This window comes from Edaphocola flava (genome assembly GCF_004118155.1).
Classification (GTDB): domain Bacteria; phylum Bacteroidota; class Bacteroidia; order Chitinophagales; family Chitinophagaceae; genus Edaphocola; species Edaphocola flava.
This window is the reverse complement of record NZ_SAIQ01000001.1, coordinates 918,899-933,397: the sequence shown is the minus strand read 5'-3', so window position 1 is coordinate 933,397 and position 14,499 is coordinate 918,899. Positions and strand designations below refer to the sequence as shown.

Annotated in this window: 16 protein-coding genes; 14 read left to right on the top strand and 2 right to left on the bottom strand. The window is 42.4% G+C overall.

Features of this window, described 5'->3' with window-relative positions; all coding sequences use genetic code 11:
- Positions 1 to 4 precede the first annotated feature (4 nt).
- Both EMP01_RS03995 and EMP01_RS03990 read left to right on the top strand, forming a co-directional pair.
- Positions 5 to 1,084, top strand: coding sequence for an HmuY family protein (locus EMP01_RS03995; protein ID WP_129020185.1), 1,080 nt, complete (start codon positions 5 to 7; stop codon positions 1,082 to 1,084).
- A gap of 60 nt (positions 1,085 to 1,144) precedes the next feature.
- Complete coding sequence (locus tag EMP01_RS03990; RefSeq protein WP_129020184.1) at positions 1,145 to 2,062, top strand: DUF6607 family protein; 918 nt, start codon at positions 1,145 to 1,147, stop codon at positions 2,060 to 2,062.
- A 265-nt stretch (positions 2,063 to 2,327) separates the two neighbouring features.
- Here the strand turns inward: EMP01_RS03990 and EMP01_RS15665 are convergent, their stop codons facing one another.
- Entirely contained in the window at positions 2,328 to 2,528 is a 201-nt protein-coding gene (locus EMP01_RS15665) for a hypothetical protein (RefSeq protein ID WP_237559490.1), read from the bottom strand.
- Between EMP01_RS15665 and EMP01_RS03985 the strand changes: the two genes are divergently transcribed.
- The 3 genes from EMP01_RS03985 to EMP01_RS03975 all read left to right on the top strand — a co-directional run bounded on the left by EMP01_RS03985 (position 2,475) and on the right by EMP01_RS03975 (position 5,027).
- Complete coding sequence (locus tag EMP01_RS03985) at positions 2,475 to 3,071, top strand: sterol desaturase family protein (RefSeq protein ID WP_237559484.1); 597 nt, start codon at positions 2,475 to 2,477, stop codon at positions 3,069 to 3,071. The two genes, EMP01_RS15665 and EMP01_RS03985, sit on opposite strands and share 54 nt — an antisense overlap.
- 63 nt (positions 3,072 to 3,134) lie before the next feature.
- On the top strand, positions 3,135 to 4,016 hold the full coding sequence (locus EMP01_RS03980; RefSeq protein WP_129020182.1) for a 1-acyl-sn-glycerol-3-phosphate acyltransferase: 882 nt from the start codon (positions 3,135 to 3,137) through the stop codon (positions 4,014 to 4,016).
- A 78-nt stretch (positions 4,017 to 4,094) separates the two neighbouring features.
- The gene (locus EMP01_RS03975) at positions 4,095 to 5,027 is read left to right on the top strand and encodes a GNAT family N-acetyltransferase (RefSeq protein WP_129020181.1); all 933 of its coding nucleotides are present in this window, start codon (positions 4,095 to 4,097) and stop codon (positions 5,025 to 5,027) included.
- A 68-nt stretch (positions 5,028 to 5,095) separates the two neighbouring features.
- Here EMP01_RS03975 and EMP01_RS03970 read toward each other — a convergent pair whose 3' ends face one another.
- Positions 5,096 to 6,067 (bottom strand): helix-turn-helix domain-containing protein, encoded by a 972-nt coding sequence (locus EMP01_RS03970; RefSeq protein WP_129020180.1) that lies wholly within the window; start codon positions 6,065 to 6,067, stop codon positions 5,096 to 5,098.
- A gap of 196 nt (positions 6,068 to 6,263) precedes the next feature.
- Between EMP01_RS03970 and murI the strand changes: the two genes are divergently transcribed.
- The 9 genes from murI to EMP01_RS03925 all read left to right on the top strand — a co-directional run bounded on the left by murI (position 6,264) and on the right by EMP01_RS03925 (position 14,499).
- Entirely contained in the window at positions 6,264 to 7,088 is an 825-nt protein-coding gene (murI, locus tag EMP01_RS03965) for a glutamate racemase (RefSeq protein ID WP_129020179.1), read from the top strand.
- A gap of 73 nt (positions 7,089 to 7,161) precedes the next feature.
- Entirely contained in the window at positions 7,162 to 7,677 is a 516-nt protein-coding gene (locus tag EMP01_RS03960; protein ID WP_237559463.1) for an OmpH family outer membrane protein, read from the top strand.
- A 53-nt stretch (positions 7,678 to 7,730) separates the two neighbouring features.
- Positions 7,731 to 8,225, top strand: a complete 495-nt coding sequence (locus EMP01_RS03955; protein ID WP_129020178.1) for an OmpH family outer membrane protein — start codon at positions 7,731 to 7,733, stop codon at positions 8,223 to 8,225.
- Between the two features lie 76 nt (positions 8,226 to 8,301).
- Entirely contained in the window at positions 8,302 to 9,666 is a 1,365-nt protein-coding gene (gene tilS, locus EMP01_RS03950) for a tRNA lysidine(34) synthetase TilS (protein ID WP_129020177.1), read from the top strand.
- A 14-nt stretch (positions 9,667 to 9,680) separates the two neighbouring features.
- A complete protein-coding gene (locus tag EMP01_RS03945) occupies positions 9,681 to 10,967 on the top strand; it encodes a UDP-N-acetylmuramoyl-tripeptide--D-alanyl-D-alanine ligase (protein WP_129020176.1) in 1,287 nt (428 codons plus the stop codon).
- A gap of 29 nt (positions 10,968 to 10,996) precedes the next feature.
- On the top strand, positions 10,997 to 11,221 hold the full coding sequence (locus tag EMP01_RS03940) for a uroporphyrinogen decarboxylase (protein ID WP_129020175.1): 225 nt from the start codon (positions 10,997 to 10,999) through the stop codon (positions 11,219 to 11,221).
- Positions 11,222 to 11,356: 135 nt separating this feature from the next.
- Positions 11,357 to 12,004 carry a TetR/AcrR family transcriptional regulator gene (locus tag EMP01_RS03935; RefSeq protein ID WP_129020174.1) on the top strand — a complete coding sequence of 216 codons (648 nt, stop codon included), beginning with the start codon at positions 11,357 to 11,359 and terminating at the stop codon, positions 12,002 to 12,004.
- Positions 11,988 to 13,349: a TolC family protein gene (locus EMP01_RS03930; protein ID WP_129020173.1), complete on the top strand. Its 1,362-nt coding sequence runs from the start codon at positions 11,988 to 11,990 to the stop codon at positions 13,347 to 13,349. The genes EMP01_RS03935 and EMP01_RS03930 overlap by 17 nt, the downstream gene beginning before the upstream one ends.
- A 34-nt stretch (positions 13,350 to 13,383) precedes the next feature.
- Complete coding sequence (locus tag EMP01_RS03925) at positions 13,384 to 14,499, top strand: HlyD family secretion protein (protein ID WP_129020172.1); 1,116 nt, start codon at positions 13,384 to 13,386, stop codon at positions 14,497 to 14,499.

Genomic DNA, 14,499 nt, shown 5'->3' with positions numbered 1-14,499 from the left:
GAGTATGAGATATGCATTATGGTTTACGGTGCTTTTGCTGAGCCTTGCCTCTTGTAATAAAACAAAGATTGAAGATATTTATGTTCCCCCTATAGACAGCAGTTCTAACGGTAATACTATGCAGGTAAATGGAATTGTGGGTTCAGAACAAGGGTCGGCTGCCGGTAATTCCGTATTCATTGATTTCAGTAAAGATAAGCAGCGTACACTTACGCGTGCGGGCTGGGATCTGGCCTTTTACTGCGGTAGCGATTTTCGTGTATTGATCAATAATACTACAGCTGCTATGGCCAAAGTGACCAATAAGACCGATATCAATGCGGTTAATAGTTCAGATGTAGCAGGTGTCAGCTTTGAGCTGGATATAGCCAATCCTTCACCGGAAGCATTTGCTATGATAGATGATATTGACGGAGACCTGACCAAAACGGCCATTCCGGTAGTCAGCAGTACTGAAGCAGAAAATAAAGTAATTGTCATTCATCGTGGCACAGCGGGTTCGGTTGCAGCAAGAGATCTCATAAAGATTCGTGTGCAGCGTAATGTAAGCGGTGGCTATACTTTGCAATATGCGCCCATCGATGCTACCACGTTCAATACAATTGAAATTGCCAAAGACGAGGACTACAACTTTAAATACTGGTTCTTTGAGCAGGGTGTAGTAAGTGGTGAGCCTAAAAAATCTGACTGGGATATTATGTGGACCATGGCTATCTACAAAACACCACTGGGTAACGATTTCGTAGCATATGTTTTCTCCGATCTGGTAGCCATCAACTACCTCAATGGTACAATGGCTGTAGAAAAGGAATATGCGACTGCAGCAGAAGCTACGACTGCGTTTAATAATTATACCAGGGCTATGGCTGAGGCAGAAACTTTTGTCAGCGAGCGCTGGAAAATTGGCAGCAGATGGCGTAAAACCGCTGCACCAAGTGTTACTGATCCTGGTGTGATCAAGACCCGCTTCTATATTGTAAAAGACAGCCAGGGTAATTACTACAGGTTGAAGTTCCTGAGTTTCACTTCTGAAGACGGTGGAGAAAGAGGAAGACCGGAGTTAAGATACGAACTGCTTCAATAATTCTACTTTATTACTTATAAATACTTAAGCTTAAATCAATCATTACAATACAAAAAAATCATGTTAAGAACATTAGCAATTACGGGGATTTCAGTACTGGCAGCAATCTCTGCCGCAAATGCACAAACAGCAAAAGATCAGGAAGCCATTAAAAACCTGTGCGGCTGTTTCGAAGTTAGCTTCAACTACGCAGAGACCTTCACTAACGATACTACAGAAAAACAAACTGTGGGAAAACTGAATGAGCATGCCGTAGTGGAAATGGTATTGCCCCTGGAAGCTACTCCTAAAAAATATGTAATGCAGCACTTACTCGTTGCCGGTGGTCAGGTGATCAAGCACTGGAGAGAAGACTGGGAGTTTGAAAAAACAAACTTATGGAGCTATAACGGCGATCAGAAGTGGATCAAAAAAGCACCATTAAGCGCAGCTGCTGTAAAAGGTGAGTGGACGCAAACGGTATGGGAAGTAGATGATGCACCACGCTACCAGGGTACTTCTAAATGGGTAGAGACTAATGGTCAGCTTTTCTGGCTGAACACTGCAGATGCACCTTTACCTCGCAGAGAGTATACTAAACGCAGCGATTATAACGTAATGGAGCGTACTAATCGCCTTATCGTTTCTTCTAAAGGATATATGCATGAGCAGGACAATAAAAAGATCATTCGCAAAGAAGGCGCTGCTGATAATGTACTGGCATACGAAAAGGGATATAACAAATATGTGCGTGTAGAAGACAGTAAATGTGATGCTGCCGCTAAATTCTGGACTGCTGAGAAAAAAGAATTCTGGAAAGATGTTGTAGCGGTATGGAATGAGCAAATGTCCAAAGGTAACACACTGACCCTGGTTAAAGCGGTAGATGATAAATTAATGTATGAGGCACTGGATGTAGTAGAGCAAAAACAACTGAAAGATGCAGCACGCAAAAAAGAAATTGAAAAAGTAATGATGAAGTACATCACTATCAAATAAACTTTCTTTTCACAATGTGATGGGTACCCTGAATAGGGTACCCTTTTTTTATTTCATAAATGAAGGTTAATAGATGTTATTAATATCCTGATTCATTAAATTTGTGGAGAAATTATCTGGACGTTGGAGAGGATATAATAAAATATGATCATTTATGAATCAGATCGCCTTTTACCAATCATTGAAACAGTTTTTGCCAGTCTATGTCATCAGTTTTATAGCACTGGAATTTGCATACAATCTTTATAACAACAAGCGCTTTCTTTTAAGGGAAGTTCGCATCAATGTCCTGTCTGGTCTCTTGGTCATTGTGACCCAGACAAGTCTTCAGTATATACTGCTCGCCCGGGTTAATCCCTATTTGTATCAGCATCGTTTTATAAACCTCCTTCCGGGCTGGTACCAGTTTGCGTTGTGCTTCTTCCTCTACACATTCCTGCAATACTGCTCCCATTACCTGAGCCATAAAGTGCGCTTTTTCTGGTGCCTGCATGAAGTGCATCACTCTGCATTACATATGAATACTTCTACAGGGGTGAGGAACTCTATATTTGACGTCATCAGCACAGATGCATTATACCTGCTTATACCCTTGTTTGGTGTAGAGCCAGTCGTCTTCGTGATCACATACTCATTGCTTAAAATCTGGGGTACATTTATACATATCAATGAAGATCTGGTGTCTAAAATACCATTGGTGAACTGGATTATGATTGACCCCTCGGCACACCATGTACACCATGCACGCAACCCGGAGTATATCGATAAGAATTACGGCGAGTTTATGAATGTTTATGATAAGCTTTTCGGCACTTTCGTGGCAGAAGAGGCCAAACCAGTATACGGCTCCATAGGCCATGAGCCCAAGGGATTCTGGGATGTGCAGCTATATGCTTTCCGTAAACTGTTTGCAGAGATGCGGGCGGCAAAAACGATCCGGGAAAAGATTCTTTTGGCCCTGATGCCGCCAGAGTGGAGTACTAACAGAAATGCAAAATTTCTCCGCTAAACGCCCATATTTGTAATACAAGCCGCATAAATTCACTAATTTGCAAGGTTCAATAAGTTGAGTATGGCATTTAAGAAATATGTGGATATAGATAAGATCTTCCGGGATAAAAATCCGTCTGCCCATAAGTGGACACCCAGCTTTCTGGTTAACTACATCAAGAATATTGTACATGAAGAGGATATAAACCGCTTCGAAAATGCAAATCACCATAAGTTTGAATTTGAATACCTGGAAGCCGCACTGGAAGAGGTAAGTGCAAAGATCACCTGGTCGGGCCTGGAAAATGTGCCGACGGAAGGAGGTTGTATCATCGCCTCTAATCACCCGCTTGGTGGTATCGACGGTATGGCATTGATACAGATAGTGAGTAAGGTAAGAAAAGATATCCACTTCCTGGTTAATGACATCCTTACACGGCTAGAGAACTTTGGTTCCCTTTTCGTACCTGTAAATAAAGTAGGTGCTAATGCAGCCCAGAACCTGCGCCGGATAGATCAGATATATGCCGGTGGCAATGTAACGATGATCTTCCCTGCCGGACTGGTAAGCCGTAAAATAGATGGCGTGATACAGGATCTTCCCTGGAACCGCAGCTTTATCAGAAAGGCAGTACAATATAAGCAACCTGTTATCCCTGTTCTGGTACAGGGCAAGCTCAGCAAATTCTTTTACCGACTCAGCAGTTTCCGTAAAATGTTAGGGATAAAGGCCAATATTGAAATGCTTTATCTCCCAAATGAAATGTATAAACTGCGCAATAACAGTACGCACATACATTTTGGAAAGCCTATACCTTATACCGTATTTGACAATAGCCGCAAGCCGGATGAGTGGGCAGAGTGTATGAGAACATACGTATATGCAATGGGCAAAAACCCAGAACTCAGCTTTGAAGAGTATGCCCGTACATTTGTGTACCAGCAGCCCTCAAAGGGAAAATAAGGTCATAGAGATTACAAATATTAATATTAAATTTAGACCTGATTAATTTTAACCTATTCTATATTCTACAAGATTTTGATGGAAGAGATCATAGCACCGGTATCCAGAGCATTATTAGAGCAGGAGCTGAACGAGCATACCTTTTTGCGTAAAACCAATAAAGGGGGCAATGAAATATATATTGTAAATGCAGACAATGCCCCTAATGTATTGCTGGAGATCGGCCGCCTGCGCGAGTGGGCCTTCCGTGACGGCGGCGGGGGCACCGGAAAACCTTATGACCTGGACGAGAATGATGAAGGACCGTACAGTTATCAGCAGCTGATTGTATGGAACCCTGAGGATAAGGAAATTATTGGTGGGTATCGTTATATTAAATGCAAGGATGCCATTGACGAAGCAGGTAAAGTACACCTGTCTACCACACATTACTTTGATTTTTCAGAACAGTTTATAAAGAATTACCTGCCGGATACCATAGAATTGGGTCGCAGTTTCGTACAACCCTTGTACCAGGGAAAAGACGGAGGTAAAAAAGGGCTTTTCAGCCTGGACAATCTTTGGGATGGACTGGGGGCACTAGTCGTACTGCACCCTGATATTAAGTACTTCTTTGGTAAAGTAACCATGTATAAGACCTTCGACCTGTTGGCCAGAGATCATATTATGGCCTTTATGCAGTATTACTTCCCGGATAAGGATAACCTGCTGCAGGCGAAGCCGGAGCTGAAAGTAAATATTGTGAGTCCTGTAAATGATTTCCTGAATCAGCTGCAGGGGCAGGAGTACAAGAAAGGACACCTACTGCTCAATAACTTTGTGAAGGAGCGTGGTGAAAATATACCTCCGCTGATCAATAACTATATGAACCTGAGTAGCACGATGAAAACATTCGATACGGCAAATAACCCTGATTTCGGAGATGTAGAAGAAACCTGTATCCTGATTACCATTAAGGATATCTTTCCGACCAAAGCGGAAAGGCATGTCAGCACTTTCCAGCAACAATAAATAATCAAAACACGATAATTAAAAAGCGGCTCCTGTACAATACAGGAGCCGCTTTTTAATTGAATATCTTATTTTGCAACCGGTTCGGTCCTTACCTTTCCGGGTGTTATACCATATTTCTTTTTGAAGGCAGTAGAGAAGTGCTGAGGCGTTTTAAATCCGGTATCCAGCGCAATATCTGCTATAGAAGCATCACTTTCCTGGAGCATTTTATAAGCCTTTTGCATTTTCAGATCGTTCCAGTAACTGTAGACACTGGTATCCAGTAAAGCACGGAAACCTTTTTTAAGCGTGCATTCATTAGTGCCTACCTGGTGCGCAAGATCGATCAGCGAGCAGGGATGGCCTATATTGGCTTCGATAATTGCCTTTGCCTGGTAAATCTTGTCTACATGATATTTATGTACCGCAGCTTTGTCTTCAGCCGCAGATTTAAGGTAGCTTTCGATCTGGAGAAGTAAGAGTTCTTTCACCTTACTTTCGAGGAATAAATGCTGTAATGCACCGTTACGCTTACTGTCAAAAATGCTGTCGATCACCTGCTGCATCGGAACAGATACGAGGCCTTTCGTGCCGGACAATACTGCATTTTTCTGATCCTTTATGCGGGAGAGAAATTTGCTGAATATTGTTTCGTTAGGCAGATAAGGAATCAGGAAAGACGGTTTGAAATTAACCTCCAGAAACTTTTGCTGTTCACAACCGGAATAATGTACCTGACCAGCATTAATATTAGTATACAGAAGTGTATGGCTGTTGCAGGACATTTCTACATCTTCTTTGAACCCATCAATCTTTACAATCCTGGATCCACAGAACTGAAACAGCATTTTTACGCTAGGCTCTGCATACTCATAGTTAATCAGGCGTTCCCGCATCATATCTACATTGCCATAGCAGATCGAAAAGTCTTTCAGGAACACTTCCTGAACAGAGCCTTTGCCGATATGGCACACATGCATACTGCCCGCATCCTGGGCAACACATTTAGAACAGTTTTCAAGGGTAAGTGATGGTGTATTTTCTCCTATCGTTTTCATGTCAAATCTGAATTAACTAAGTGAATCACATCACAGGCATAATCCGGCAAAGATAATACATAAAGTCTGTTTTCTGAGTCCTGTTACAGGTCTGGCTTTGTCATTTTTTGTCATTAATGTTAAGGAACAATTAAATAGCTGATATGTATAAATCCGTTTGTATTGTGTATTTTGCAGTCCTTACAACCGATTTTTCATGGCATCAATAGGTATTTTCGATTCAGGCTATGGCGGGCTTACCGTATTTAAGTCCATTGCTGCCCGTATGCCGGAGTATAACTACATTTATCTCGGCGACAATGCCCGTGCACCTTATGGTAACCGATCTTTTGAAACGGTATATGAATATACGCTGGAATGCGTGGAATGGCTGTTTGCGAATGGTTGCGAACTGGTGATCCTGGCCTGCAATACTGCCTCCGCAAAAGCCTTGCGGACCATTCAGCAACATGATCTGCCCCGCCTGGGAGCACATAAGAGGGTGCTGGGCGTTATTCGCCCCACAGCAGAGGTGGTCGGACAATACTCCCGTAGTAAGCATATCGGTATATTAGGTACAATGGGTACAGTACAGTCAGAATCTTACCTGATCGAGATCAAGAACTTTGCCCCCGAAATGGAAGTGCAGCAGCATGCCTGTCCTCTCTGGGTGCCATTAGTTGAGGCGAATGCCTACCAGACCGAAGCCGCACAATTGATTATTCGCAGTGATGTATCGCAATTGCTGGAACAGGATGAACAAATTGATGCTATACTGCTCGCCTGCACACATTATCCCATTTTAACACCCATATTACAACAATTCGTGCCAGATTCCGTTAGTATAATCAGCCAGGGCGAATTAGTAGCCGATAGTCTTGCCGATTACCTGCAAAGACATCCGGAAATGGAGACGCGCATGGACAAGAGCGGAACGGAATTATTCTTTACCACAGGCGATGCCGCTGATTTCGAGGCACATGCCAGCCTCTTTTTTGGCAAGGAAATCAAGGCCAGAACCTGTAATGTTGTAAAGAAATAGTGAAAATTAGCCGTTAAAGACCTGCTTTCATTAAACTTAAAGTAATTTAGTGCATCCAAAAGCAAAAAATATCATGATGAAAAAACTAATCGTTGCCGCTTTACTGTTCATCGGTACCGGATTTGCCGCACAGGCACAGAAATATTGTGTAATTGATTCTAAATATATCCTGGAGAAAATACCGGAATACAGTTCTGCACAAAAGCAACTGGACAATATCTCTGATGGCTGGCAGAAAGAAGTAGATGCTAAAATGCAGAGTGTAGACCAGATGTATAAAAGCTATCAGGCCGAGCGCGCCATGCTTTCAGAAGCTATGAGGGCTAAAAGAGAAGAAGAGATTGTAACCAAAGAGAAAGAAGCCAAAGATCTGCAGAAAAAATACTTCGGTTATGAAGGAGAATTGTTCAAAAAACGCCAGACACTGATCAAGCCGATTCAGGATAAAGTGTTTAACTCTGTTCAGTCTTACGCAGCTTCAAGAGGTTATGATATCATTTATGATAAGTCGGGTGGAATTACCATATTTTACGCTGATCCTAAGCTGGATAAAAGTGAAGATATTTTAAAGATGATTACCAAAAAATAAAATATATTACTATATATTTGCACACACAAAAAACCAAATAAATTAAACAAGAAATGAGAAAAATCTTTGTATTAGCCATTGTTGGGGTTCTGATGACGATTGGCGCGAGTGCACAAAAAATCGGTTATGTAAATGCTTCTGAACTGTTAGCAACCATGCCTGATATGGTAAAGGCAAATAAAGATTTGGAGGTTTATGCCAAAACTTTTGAAGACGCTGGAAAAACAATGATGACTGAATACCAGACTAAAGCTGATGCATTCACTAAAGGTGAAAAAACAATGTCTGAAGCAGTTAAAGAAGTAAAATATAAAGAGATCATGGACCTGCAAAAACGTATTCAGGATTATGATCAATCTTCTCAGGAGAAAGTTGAGAAAAAACGTGAAGAATTAATCAAACCAGTACTGGAAAAAGCGCAAAAAGCGATCAAAGATTACGGTACAGCAAACGGTTATGATTACATCCTGAACTCTGAAGGTATCCTGTATGCTAAAGATGCAGATAACATAACTGCTCAGATCAAAGCTAAATTAGGCGCTAAATAAGCCTTTAAATATTTTTTGTAAAAAGCCTCTTCTTTCTGAAGAGGTTTTTTTATTGTATGTACCTTTGTTGCCGCATATGTTGGAGCAACTGATTAATATTATAGATCGATATAACTGGAGGCACAGTAAGATTATACTGGCTGTGAGCGGAGGACTGGATAGTATGGCAATGGCCAGCCTGTTCGTTCAGGCTAAAAAATACTTTGCACAATCGCCATACGGGCTTGCCGGTTTTGAAATTGCTGTAGCACACTGCAATTTTCATCTTCGGGCGGCCGCATCAGATGCAGACGCTGCCCTGGTGCAGGAATGGTGTACTGTCAATGAAGTGCAGTACTACAGCAAAGATTTTGATACTACAACAGTTATTGAAGCAGAAGGGGGGAATATACAACTGGTCGCACGACAATTGCGTTATGACTGGTTTGAAACCCTGCGAAAGGAGATTAACTACGATTGTATCGCTACGGCCCACCATCAGCAGGATAGCGTAGAAACATTATTGATGAATTTCTTTAAGGGTACGGGCATGGCTGGTTTGCATGGTATATTGCCGGAGCAGAAACGCATTATTCGTCCTTTGTTGCCTTTTACAAAAGAACAGCTTAAAACATACGCAGAAGAGATCAATCTTGAATGGAGAGAAGATGCCAGCAATGAGAAAGATGATTATCTGCGCAATAAAGTAAGGCATCATCTGCTGCCGCAGGTGCAGGAGATTTTCCCCAATGCACAGCAAAGCCTTTTCGACAATACCCTGCGCTTCGCAGAAGCAGAAGAGTTATATCGTCAGGGTGTGGAGCGCTATCGTAAATCATTACTGATGCAATCGGGCAAGGATTGGCGCATCCCGTTGCGTAAGCTGGTACACTGCAAGCCCCTGGCTACAATTACCTATGAATTGCTGAAGCCATTCGGGCTCACACCGGCACAGGTGCCGGATGTGCTGCATATGATGCACAGCATTTCTGGACATTATATACCTATGGGCGATTACCGCCTGATCAAAGATCGCAACTTTTTCATCATTACTGCCCGAAAAACAGAAGAGAGTGGGCATATCCTGATAGAAGAAGGGCAGCAACAGATACAGGGCCCGGGTTTCGATATACAGATAAAGTCTGTCCATGAACTGCCCGTAGCGACGCAGATCGGTCCAAATGATTTATATTTGAATGCAGACCAGCTGACTTTTCCGTTGATCCTGCGCCCATGGAAAGAAGGAGATTATTTCTATCCCTTCGGTATGGGAATGAAGAAAAAGAAAGTCAAGAAAATACTGATCGATGCTAAAGTGCCATTGCATGAAAAAGAGCATATATGGGTACTGGAAGATAGCAAGAAAGTAGTGTGGGTGTGTGGCATGCGTAGCGATGAGCGATATAAAGTGCGTGCCGGTGCACAAAAAATAATACACCTGAATTATTGTAAACAAGACTAATTTATTTTTGGAACATGGATATTGTTTCTTTATATAAGATATACCTGCAGCACCCGGATGTGCAAACCGATACCCGCAAACTTAAATCGGGAGATCTGTATTTCGCCCTTAAAGGAGCTAATTTTAACGGCAACCGTTTTGCAGCAACAGCTCTAGATGCCGGAGCTGCTTACTGCATCGTAGATGAAGCAGATGCTGTCGTAGACGAGCGTTGTATCTTAGTGGCTGATGTATTGGAGACCTTGCAACAGCTGGCCTTGCATCATCGCCGTCAATTCACCATCCCTTTTATTGCCATTACCGGTACCAATGGTAAGACAACGACTAAAGAACTGGTAACAAAAGTCCTCTCGGCAAAGTACCGTACCTATGCTACAGAAGGCAACCTGAACAATCATATCGGCGTACCGCTGACCATACTCAAAATCAGGAAAGATGCAGAAATGGCCATTATAGAGATGGGGGCCAATCACCAGAAAGAAATCGCTTTTTACTGTACTGTAGCAGAACCCGATTTTGGTCTGATCAATAATGTAGGGAAAGCCCACCTGGAAGGTTTTGGGAGTGTGGAAGGTGTGCGTAAAGCAAAAGGAGAGCTATATGACTATATACGCGAACATCAGGGAACGATCTTTATCAACAGCGATCTTGACTACCTGGGCGAAATGGCTCAGGGCATAGCCCATCAATATACATATGGTACGACTAATGCTAAAATTATCGGTAAGCCCCTGCAAAGCAGCGGACTGCTGAAGCTGGCCGTATTGAGTTCGGGTATGGAAACCACCATACAAACCCAATTGGTAGGTGATTATAACCTGCCCAATGTGCTTGCTGCCGTAGCGATCGGTACCTATTTCGATATGGATATTGATACCATCAAATCGGCATTGGAAGCTTACCAACCCTCTAACAGCCGCTCACAATTACTCGAAAAAGGAACCAATACAATTATACTGGATGCCTACAATGCTAATCCGAGTAGTATGAAACTGGCACTGGAAAATATGGCTACCCTGCACACAGACAAAAGCAAATGGTTGTTGCTGGGCGCTATGAAGGAAATGGGAGAGAGTTGCTACGAGGAGCATAAATCGCTGGTGGATCTTGCAAAGCATCTGAATTTTGAGCAAGTACTGCTGGTCGGTGAGGAGTTTGAATCGGTGAAGGACCAGTACCAATGGTTTGCTACATCTGCAGAGGCTTATGACTGGATCAGTCGTAACCCCATTGTCAATAGTGTTGTACTGGTAAAAGGTTCCCGTGGCTCCAAAATGGAAGTGGTGCTGGAAGCCCTTTAACCTCTTTTAATTAATAAATAATCCTCTTTATGGATCAGCAGATAGAGATTGTAGGTTATCTGGCTATGGCCTTCCTGGTTATCTCATTTATGCCCAGGCAATTGAAAATCGTACGCATCATCAACCTGGTGGGCTGCATCTTATTTGTAGCATATGGTATCCTGCTGGGTTGGAAAATGCCCATCATTATCTCCAATGGTCTGATCGGGATTATACAGATTTATCATTTAATCTTTCCTAAAAAAACAGCCTGATTGTAGCTATTATATGTGGACCGGCACCTTATGGTGCCGGTCCTTTTTGTGATAAAATTGTAAAAAAATAAACCAATTAAACGTTTGTTTAGTTTTTTATTTTACTTTTGCTTTTCAAACAAACGTTTAATTACTATGGAAAGTCAGTATAACGATAAGCAGTTGCACCTTATGGAGGTAGCATTGCGGCTCTTTGCTGACCAGGGTTTCACTAAAACCTCGGTACGTAATATTGCCGATGAGGCTGGTGTTAATCTTGCGATGATCTCTTATTATTTCGGGTCCAAACAAGAACTGCTGGAAGCGATTTTCGACCAGCATTTAAGCGAAAAAACCTCTAAGATTGATGCCATAATCGCTAATGATAAGCTGGAGCCTTTTCAGATGATCGAGCGTTTTGTCGATTTCTTTGTGACCTCATTCTACAAAAGCCGCCAGTTCAATAAGATCATGATCCGCGAAACAACGAAGGAAGTGGATAAGGATTCTGTGATTTTTGCTAAAGTGGTGAAGAGCCGGATGGAAAATCGTAAAACAATTGAATCTGTGATCAGGAAAGGACAGATGACGGGCCTGTTCCGTAAAGATATTGACGTAATAATGCTGGCATGTGTAATGATCGGATCCATAAATCAGGTGATCTCCAATACTCCGTATTACAGCCTGGTTTATAATATTCCTGAAGATAACGAAGAGCTGTACCAGCAAAAAGTGGTGAAAAAATTAAGTAAAGAATTAAAAATAATGCTAAAAGCATATTTAACCAATGATACAGAAAAATAGATTATCCGTATGTGCATTTGCGGCGCTGATGACTTTTAGCACAGTTGCCGGCGCTCAGGAGCAGCGCAATATGGGCCTTACTGAAGCCATTGAATTAGGTATTCAGAACAACAAAGCATTGAAAAGAAGCAACATTGCTGTGGACAAGGCTTCTGCTCAACTGGAAGAAGCACGTGATCGTCGCCTGCCGGATCTGAAGATCAACGGGCAATACATGCGACTGAACACACCGACTGTAACAGGACCATTACTGAAGGCCATGTCTTCGGGAGATAATGGCGGACAGTCTGAGGGTGGAAGTATTAAAGTAAACCAGATTGCCTTAGGAATGGCTACTGCATCTGTTCCGATTTATGCTGGTGGCAAAATCAATAATGGTGTACAGGCCGCAAAATACCTGCAAAAAGCAGCAGTGCTGGATTTTGAACATCAGAAAGATGCAGTTGTAGAAAATACCATTGAAGCGTATTACAACCTGTACAAAGCGCAAACATACCTGGACCTGGTAAAAGAGCATTTAAAAACAGCACAACAAAGAGTTGTAGACTTTTCCAATCTGGAAAAGAATGGCCTGATTCCGAGAAATGACCTACTGAACATTCAATTGCAGGAAAAAAACATGGAATTATCAGTGCTCGATGCAGAGAACAATAAAAAGATCGCAAACTATAATTTCGATCTGATGGTGGGTATTAATGAGCAGACTGATGTAACGATTGCCGGAGATAAAGAAGCGATACAACCAGAAGTGCAGTCCATGGATTACTATGAATCTGCAGCCCTGGCCAACCGTTCCGATATGAAAGCACTGGACAACAGAGCGCAGGCAGCAGTATACAATACTAAGGTCACCAAAGGCAACTACCTGCCTACAATAGCAGCCAGCGGTGGTTATGCGGCGATAGACATTCATGATGCACTTACCGTAACCAATGCCATGAATGTTGGAGTAGGTATTAGTTACAATATCGCGGATCTGTACAAGAATAAAGCGAAGGTAAAGCAGAGTGTGGCACAGCAGGAAGATGTGCGCCTGGCCCAGGAAGAACTGAAAGACGGTGTAAAACTGCAGACACATAAAGCATACCAGGATTACCTGGAGAGTGTGAAGAAAGTAGAAGTATTGTCTCGCGCTATTGACCTCGCAAATGAGAACTACAAGATCGTTAAAAATAAGTACGACAATAGCCTGGCTACCGCAACCGAATTACTGGATGCTGATGCCAGCAAACTGCAGGCTAATGTAAACTACGAATTCGCTAAAGTAGACAGCAAAGTGGCTTATCAGAAATTACTGCTCACTACCGGTACACTGTACCAGTCTTATTATCCTCAAAAAAAATAATTCATTTAAAAAATAAAGTACAATAAATATCAAAATGAAAAATAATCAAGCACAACACGACGTGGAAACTGCTTCAAAGAAAAAGCAAAGCAAAAAATTTGCAGTCATATTCGGGGCGTTGGTAATATTAGGCGGTGGTTACGGTTTCTATAAATACTCAGAAGGACAGAAACATGAAGATACAGATGATGCACAGATCAGTAGCCGCATCAGCCCGGTAATTCCGCGCGTAGGAGGTTATGTTGCAGATATCAGGGTTCAGGACAACCAGATGGTTAAGAAAGGAGATACATTAGTTATCCTTGATGACAGAGATTACGTAGTTAAACTGGAAGAGGCGCAAGCCCGACTGGTATCTGCAAAAAGCAATGTCAGCGTAGCTGCGGCGGGTTCTTCTGTTACTGAGACGAATGTAATTTCATCACAAGCCAATACCGGTACTATCGATGCACAGATCGAAAGTGCAAAAGTGAACCTGTGGAGAACGCAGAAAGATTACGAACGTTTCCAGAATCTGATCAAAGATCACTCTGTTACACAGCAACAGTTTGAGCAGGCCGAAGCCGCGTACCAGATTGCACAGAAACAATTAGGTATTCTGAATGCACAGAAACAAGCAGCAATGAAGCAAACTGCTTCTGTAGCTTCTCAGAGTGGTATAAACCGCGGTCAGGTAGCAGTAGCTAATGCAGCAATTGCGCAGGCTGAAGCAGGCATCGCTTCTGCAGAACTGAATCTGAGCTATACTGTAATCCTGGCTCCGGTAGATGGTTATGTAGGTACCGTAAATATCCAGCCCGGGCAAATGGTACAACCTGGACAGTCTTTATTTCAGATCATACCGGATGATAAAAAATGGGTAGTAGCGAACTTTAAAGAAACACAGCTGACCAAAATGAAAGTCGGACAGCGCGTAACGGTAACAGTAGACGCATTCCCTGGCCAGAAACTGGAAGGTACACTGACCTCATTCTCACCGGCAACAGGTGCAAAAACGTCTCTGTTACCTCCGGATAATGCTTCTGGCAACTTTGTAAAAACTGTACAAAGAGTTCCGGTAAGAATCGACTTTACGGATAAGGTAAGCCCGGATTTCCTGAAGAAATTAAGTTCAGGTATGAGCGTATTTGTCGATGTGCATTTGAAATAA